Consider the following 6206-nt stretch of genomic DNA (forward strand, 5'->3'; position numbering starts at 1 on the left):
GTAGGTGGAAGATGGCTAACGATAAACAACAAAGTGATTTGCATGAGAAGCTGATCGCTGTAAACCGTGTATCTAAAACGGTTAAAGGTGGTCGCATCTTTACCTTCACTGCCCTGACTGTGGTAGGTGATGGTAACGGTCGCGTCGGTTTCGGTTACGGTAAAGCCCGTGAAGTACCTGCTGCGATCCAAAAATCAATGGAAAAGGCGCGTCGTAACATGATTACTATCGCGCTGAAAGACGGTACTCTGCACCACGCTGTTAAAGGCCGCCACACTGGTTCAAAAGTGTACATGCAGCCAGCATCAGAAGGTACAGGTATCATCGCCGGTGGTGCGATGCGTGCCGTGCTTGAAGTAGCAGGCGTTCAAGACGTTCTGGCGAAAGCATACGGTTCGACCAACCCAATCAACATCGTTCGTGCAACGATTGATGGTCTGGGTGGTACGAAGTCTCCAGAGATGGTAGCTGCGAAACGTGGCATGCCTGTCAACGAAATTCTGGGGTAATACGACATGGCTAAGACAATTAAAGTAACTCAGACTCGTAGCGCTATCGGCCGCTTGCCGAAGCACAAAGCGACCCTGCGTGGCTTGGGCCTACGTCGCATCAACCACACTGTTGAACTTGAAGATACACCGTGCGTGCGCGGTATGATCAACAAAGTCAACTACATGGTTAAAGTGGAGGAGTAATCACATGCGTTTGAATACTCTATCTCCGGCTGCAGGCTCAAAGCCTTCTGCGAAGCGTGTAGGCCGTGGTATTGGTTCAGGCCTGGGTAAAACCGGTGGCCGTGGTCACAAAGGTCAGAAATCACGTTCAGGTGGTTCAGTACGCCCAGGTTTCGAAGGCGGTCAAATGCCTTTGAAACAGCGTCTGCCAAAATTCGGTTTTACTTCGCGTAAAGGCCTCACTTCTGCTGAAGTTCGTCTCGGCGAGCTGGCAAAAGTTGAAGGTGACGTGGTAAGCCTTGAAACACTGAAAGCAGCGAATGTTATCGCACAAGACACTCGTACGGCGAAAATCGTACTGTCTGGCGAAATCGCTCGCTCAGTGACCGTGAAAGGTGTTCGTGTCACTAAAGGCGCTAAAGCGGCAATCGAAGCTGCAGGCGGTAAAATCGAGGAATAATTTAGCTCGAGGACGAGGTACAGATGGCAAAACAACCAGGACAAAACTTCAGTAGTGCAAAAGGCGGAGTCGCGGAGCTAAAAAGCCGCCTACTTTTTGTAGCAATGGCATTATTGGTATTCCGTGCCGGCTCTTTTGTGCCAATTCCTGGTATTGACGCTGCTGTACTTGCCGATCTGTTCGAACAGCAACAAGGGACCATCATTGACTTGGTTAACATGTTCTCTGGTGGTGCCCTTGAGCGTGCTTCGATACTGGCACTGGGCATTATGCCGTATATTTCGGCGTCGATTATTGTTCAGTTATTGTCAGTGGTTCACCCCGCATTAGCGGAGTTGAAAAAAGAGGGCGAATCTGGCCGTCGTAAGATCAGTCAGTATACCCGCTACGGCACGCTGGTGTTGGCAACTTTCCAAGCAATTGGAATCGCGACTGGGTTACCGAGTATGATGCCAGGTCTGGTGATTAATCCAGGTCCTGCGTTTTACTTTACTGCGGTTGTCAGTTTGGTCACAGGTACCATGTTCTTAATGTGGTTAGGTGAGCAAATTACGGAACGTGGTATAGGTAACGGTATCTCGCTGATCATTTTCACCGGGATTGTCGCGGGTCTGCCACCCGCAATTGGACAGACAATAGAGCAAGCGCGTCAAGGCGACATGTCTCCGCTTCTCTTGCTAGGTATCGCAGTGATCGTATTGGCGGTCGTCTACTTTGTGGTCTTTATGGAACGTGGTCAACGTCGTATCGTCGTTAACTACGCCAAGCGGCAACAAGGTCGCCGTGTCTTTGCAGCGCAAAGCACGCACCTGCCACTTAAGATCAACATGGCAGGCGTTATTCCTGCGATTTTTGCATCAAGTATTATTTTGTTCCCTGGCACGCTTGCTAACTGGTTTGGTAAGGGTGATCAAACAAGCTGGCTAACCGATGTGTCATTGGCACTGAGTCCGGGGCAACCAGCGTACGTAATACTTTATGCGGCAGCGATTATCTTCTTCTGCTTTTTCTATACAGCGTTGGTGTTTAACCCGCGAGAAACAGCAGATAATTTGAAGAAGTCAGGAGCGTTCGTACCTGGTATTCGCCCGGGTGAGCAGACTGCTAAATACATTGATAAAGTAATGACACGGTTAACCCTCGCAGGTGCCATGTATATTACCTTTATCTGTCTGATCCCCGAGTTCATGATGATTGCGTGGGATGTCCACTTCTACTTTGGTGGTACATCACTACTCATCGTAGTAGTCGTAATCATGGACTTTATGGCTCAAGTTCAGACTCATTTGATGTCTCAACAATATGAGTCCGTGTTGAAAAAAGCCAACCTCAAAGGCTACGGCCGCTAATAGGTTGTCTATTTACGGAGTTTAGCAATGAAAGTTCGTGCTTCCGTTAAGAAAATCTGCCGTAACTGTAAAGTGATCAAGCGTAACGGTACCGTTCGTGTGATCTGCAGTGAGCCAAAGCACAAGCAGCGCCAAGGCTAATAGCAGAATATTTTTCTTGCAAAATGAGGTCAGGCTGGCTACATTAGCCAGCCCACCTTTTGTATGTGCAAAAGAAGTGGTTATGCCGCTGCGTATCCTCGACGGGCTCTGCAGCGGCTCTACTTGAAAAGTACTAGGAGTGAATAGTGGCCCGTATAGCAGGCATTAACATTCCTGATCAAAAGCATGCTGTTATCGCATTGACTGCGATTTACGGCGTCGGCAAAACCACCTCTCAAGCTATTTTAGCTGATGCAGGTATTGCTGAAAGCACTAAGATCAGTGAACTATCAGAAGAACAGATCGACCAATTGCGTGACGGTGTCGCTAAGTACACCGTAGAAGGCGATCTACGTCGTGAAATTTCCATGAACATCAAGCGTCTTATGGACCTTGGTTGTAACCGCGGTATTCGTCATCGTCGCAGCTTGCCACTACGTGGTCAGCGTACGAAGACCAATGCTCGTACCCGTAAGGGTCCGCGCAAGCCGATCAAGAAATAATCGGGGTAGATAAGTACTATGGCTAAACAAGCAACTCGTGCACGCAAACGCGTACGCAAGCAAGTCGCTGATGGCGTCGCGCACATTCATGCGTCTTTCAATAACACAATCGTGACGATTTCTGACCGTCAAGGCAACGCTCTGGCATGGGCGACCGCCGGTGGTTCAGGTTTCCGTGGCTCTCGTAAGTCAACTCCATACGCTGCTCAGGTTGCTGCAGAGCGTTGTGGTGAAATGGCAAAAGAGTACGGCCTGAAAAACCTCGAAGTGATGGTTAAAGGTCCAGGTCCAGGTCGCGAGTCTACTATTCGTGCCTTGAACGCAGCGGGCTTCCGCATCACTAACATTGTTGATGCGACGCCAATCCCGCATAACGGTTGTCGTCCACCTAAGAAACGCCGCGTTTAATACGCACTAGCGCTGTTTCTTAGAATATTGGAGAAAGATCATGGCAAGATATTTGGGTCCTAAGCTGAAGCTTAGCCGTCGCGAAGGCACTGACTTATTCCTTAAGTCAGGCGTACGCGCGATTGATACCAAGTGTAAAATCGATAACGTCCCAGGCGTTCACGGTCAGCGTCGCGGCCGTCTGTCTGACTATGGCGTTCAGCTTCGCGAGAAGCAAAAAGTACGTCGTATGTACGGCGTAATGGAAAAGCAGTTCCGTAACTACTACAAAGACGCTGCCCGCATCAAGGGTAATACAGGTGAGAACCTGCTTCAGCTTCTTGAAGGTCGCCTAGACAACGTAGTTTACCGCATGGGCTTTGGCGCAACTCGCGCTGAATCACGTCAGCTGGTAAGCCACAAAGCGATCCTAGTTAACGGCAAAGTAGTTAACGTACCTTCTTTCAAGGTTTCGGCAAACGACGTGATTAGCATTCGCGAGAAAGCTAAGAACCAGGCGCGTATCAAAGCAGCTCTAGAAGTTGCCGCTCAACGCGAACTGCCAACTTGGATCGAAGTAGACAGCAAGAAGATGGAAGGCACATTCAAGCGCCTACCAGAGCGTTCTGATTTGTCTGCTGACATCAACGAACACCTGATCGTCGAGCTTTACTCTAAGTAAAGCTGAACTAAAGAGAGGACATAATGCAGGGTTCTGTAACAGAATTTCTTAAGCCGCGTCTAGTTGATATTGAACAAGTTAGCTCGACGCACGCAAAAGTAACTCTTGAACCCCTAGAGCGTGGTTTTGGCCATACTCTGGGGAATGCGCTACGTCGTATCCTACTTTCATCTATGCCAGGCTGTGCGGTGACGGAAGTTGAAATTGACGGCGTATTGCACGAGTACAGCACCAAAGAAGGGGTTCAGGAAGATATCCTGGAAATCCTACTTAACCTTAAAGGCCTAGCCGTTAAGGTTGAGGGTAAAGATGAAGTTATCCTTACTCTGACCAAGTCTGGTGCAGGCCCTGTTGTTGCAGGCGACATCACCCATGATGGTGGTGTTGAGATTGCGAACCCAGAACACGTTATCTGCCACCTGACTGATGCAAGCGCTGAAATTAGCATGCGTATCAAGGTAGAACGTGGTCGTGGCTATGTACCAGCGTCTGCGCGTATCGATAGCGAAGACGACGAGCGTCCAATCGGTCGCCTACTTGTTGACGCAACGTTCAGCCCAGTAGATCGCATTGCTTACAAAGTGGAAGCAGCGCGTGTCGAACAGCGTACTGACCTCGACAAGCTGGTCATCGATATGGAAACTAACGGTACACTGGATCCTGAGGAAGCGATTCGCCGTGCGGCAACCATCCTAGCAGAACAGCTAGATGCGTTTGTTGACCTGCGCGATGTACGTGTCCCTGAGGAGAAAGAAGAGAAGCCAGAGTTCGATCCGATCCTACTGCGTCCTGTAGACGATCTTGAACTAACTGTTCGCTCTGCTAACTGTTTGAAAGCAGAAGCGATTCACTATATCGGTGATCTGGTACAGCGTACCGAGGTTGAGCTTCTGAAAACGCCAAACCTTGGTAAGAAGTCTTTGACTGAAATTAAAGACGTGCTGGCATCACGTGGTCTGTCTCTAGGTATGCGCCTAGAAAACTGGCCGCCAGCATCTATTGCTGAAGATTAATCAGAGACTGATTATTTAGTTAGAAGGATTAGGTCATGCGCCATCGTAAGAGTGGTCGTCAACTCAATCGCAACAGCAGCCATCGTAAAGCGATGTTCAGCAACATGGCTAGCTCGCTGGTAACTCACGAAGTTATCAAAACAACTTTGCCGAAGGCAAAAGAGCTGCGTCGCGTCATTGAACCGTTGATTACCTTAGCTAAAAACGACAGTGTTGCTAACCGTCGTGTAGCATTCGCTCGTACTCGTAACGACGAAGTCGTAGCGAAACTGTTTAATGAACTCGGCCCACGTTTTGCTTCACGTGCTGGCGGTTACACTCGCATTCTGAAATGCGGTGTTCGCTCCGGTGATAAAGCCCCAATGGCTTACATCGAGCTTGTTGATCGCCCAGAGCAAGACGCTGAGCAAGCTGCAGAATAAGTTTTATTACTTATAAGCAGCACCCAGAAAAGCCAGGCAACTCGCCTGGCTTTTTCTTTATCTAGCCTAGGCTTGTATAGAGCAAAATACCTGATAGGTTTTCGATGTTTGTCTCCTTTCATACAAGAGGTCGGGGTACAAAGAATAAAATTTGCATCATAAATGACAATTTTTAATGCTTAGGAAGCAAAACGAGGTTTAGTTGACCAAAAAAGGCGATATCGGACAAAAATAGACCGCTTAGTAAAAAACAAACAATTAATGATTGACGGATGTCACAAACGCTTTAGAATGCCGCCCTACTTAACGCAGATAGCGCGTTAGGGGAGTCAAAAAGAGGTTTTATTTCACCCGGCGGGTTGAAAATAAAAGATAAAATTTCTTCTTGACTTTAACGGCAAGGCGCGTAAGATACGCAGCCCTGACCAAGCGAAGCGCAGCTTCGCAACGTCAACGCTCTTTAACAATTTGACCTATGCAATCTGTGTGGGCACTCGTTGAGAATAGACAAAAAGATTTATTCGATGAACTGAGTGACCAAACGACAACTTTTACAGTTGTTCGGCACAGTCAAT

At 48.4% G+C, this 6206-nt stretch carries 10 protein-coding genes; all 10 read left to right on the forward strand.

Annotated features, from left to right (window positions below; translation table 11 throughout):
• Positions 1-11 precede the first annotated feature (11 nt).
• The 10 genes from rpsE to rplQ all read left to right on the forward strand — a co-directional run bounded on the left by rpsE (position 12) and on the right by rplQ (position 5631).
• Positions 12-509, forward strand: a complete 498-nt coding sequence (gene rpsE, locus EHW56_RS10220) for a 30S ribosomal protein S5 (protein ID WP_046074803.1) — start codon at positions 12-14, stop codon at positions 507-509.
• Between the two features lie 6 nt (positions 510-515).
• A complete protein-coding gene (gene rpmD / locus EHW56_RS10225; protein WP_046074804.1) occupies positions 516-695 on the forward strand; it encodes a 50S ribosomal protein L30 in 180 nt (59 codons plus the stop codon).
• A gap of 4 nt (positions 696-699) precedes the next feature.
• Entirely contained in the window at positions 700-1134 is a 435-nt protein-coding gene (gene rplO / locus EHW56_RS10230; RefSeq protein WP_046074805.1) for a 50S ribosomal protein L15, read from the forward strand.
• Positions 1135-1157: 23 nt separating this feature from the next.
• On the forward strand, positions 1158-2483 hold the full coding sequence (gene secY, locus EHW56_RS10235; protein ID WP_046074806.1) for a preprotein translocase subunit SecY: 1326 nt from the start codon (positions 1158-1160) through the stop codon (positions 2481-2483).
• A gap of 27 nt (positions 2484-2510) precedes the next feature.
• A complete protein-coding gene (rpmJ, locus tag EHW56_RS10240) occupies positions 2511-2624 on the forward strand; it encodes a 50S ribosomal protein L36 (protein WP_021024484.1) in 114 nt (37 codons plus the stop codon).
• Between the two features lie 146 nt (positions 2625-2770).
• On the forward strand, positions 2771-3127 hold the full coding sequence (gene rpsM, locus EHW56_RS10245) for a 30S ribosomal protein S13 (protein ID WP_046074807.1): 357 nt from the start codon (positions 2771-2773) through the stop codon (positions 3125-3127).
• A gap of 18 nt (positions 3128-3145) precedes the next feature.
• Positions 3146-3535, forward strand: a complete 390-nt coding sequence (gene rpsK / locus EHW56_RS10250; RefSeq protein ID WP_021024486.1) for a 30S ribosomal protein S11 — start codon at positions 3146-3148, stop codon at positions 3533-3535.
• 40 nt (positions 3536-3575) lie between these two features.
• Positions 3576-4196 carry a 30S ribosomal protein S4 gene (rpsD, locus tag EHW56_RS10255; protein WP_046074808.1) on the forward strand — a complete coding sequence of 207 codons (621 nt, stop codon included), beginning with the start codon at positions 3576-3578 and terminating at the stop codon, positions 4194-4196.
• Between the two features lie 23 nt (positions 4197-4219).
• A complete protein-coding gene (rpoA, locus tag EHW56_RS10260; protein ID WP_046074809.1) occupies positions 4220-5209 on the forward strand; it encodes a DNA-directed RNA polymerase subunit alpha in 990 nt (329 codons plus the stop codon).
• 35 nt (positions 5210-5244) lie between these two features.
• Entirely contained in the window at positions 5245-5631 is a 387-nt protein-coding gene (gene rplQ, locus EHW56_RS10265; RefSeq protein ID WP_046074810.1) for a 50S ribosomal protein L17, read from the forward strand.
• The last annotated feature ends 575 nt before the right edge of the window (positions 5632-6206 follow it).

It is taken from the genome of Salinivibrio sp. VGrn1 (assembly GCF_009377995.1).
In the GTDB taxonomy this organism is placed as follows: domain Bacteria; phylum Pseudomonadota; class Gammaproteobacteria; order Enterobacterales; family Vibrionaceae; genus Salinivibrio; species Salinivibrio siamensis.

Bases quoted from the DNA above. Each gene is read 5' to 3' on its own strand.
- rpsE (WP_046074803.1), top strand. From the start codon at position 12: ATGGCTAACGATAAACAACAAAGTGATTTGCATGAGAAGCTGATCGCT.
- rpmD (WP_046074804.1), top strand. From the start codon at position 516: ATGGCTAAGACAATTAAAGTAACTCAGACTCGTAGCGCTATCGGCCGC.
- rplO (WP_046074805.1), top strand. From the start codon at position 700: ATGCGTTTGAATACTCTATCTCCGGCTGCAGGCTCAAAGCCTTCTGCG.
- secY (WP_046074806.1), top strand. From the start codon at position 1,158: ATGGCAAAACAACCAGGACAAAACTTCAGTAGTGCAAAAGGCGGAGTC.
- rpmJ (WP_021024484.1), top strand. From the start codon at position 2,511: ATGAAAGTTCGTGCTTCCGTTAAGAAAATCTGCCGTAACTGTAAAGTG.
- rpsK (WP_021024486.1), top strand. From the start codon at position 3,146: ATGGCTAAACAAGCAACTCGTGCACGCAAACGCGTACGCAAGCAAGTC.
- rpsD (WP_046074808.1), top strand. From the start codon at position 3,576: ATGGCAAGATATTTGGGTCCTAAGCTGAAGCTTAGCCGTCGCGAAGGC.
- rpoA (WP_046074809.1), top strand. From the start codon at position 4,220: ATGCAGGGTTCTGTAACAGAATTTCTTAAGCCGCGTCTAGTTGATATT.
- rplQ (WP_046074810.1), top strand. From the start codon at position 5,245: ATGCGCCATCGTAAGAGTGGTCGTCAACTCAATCGCAACAGCAGCCAT.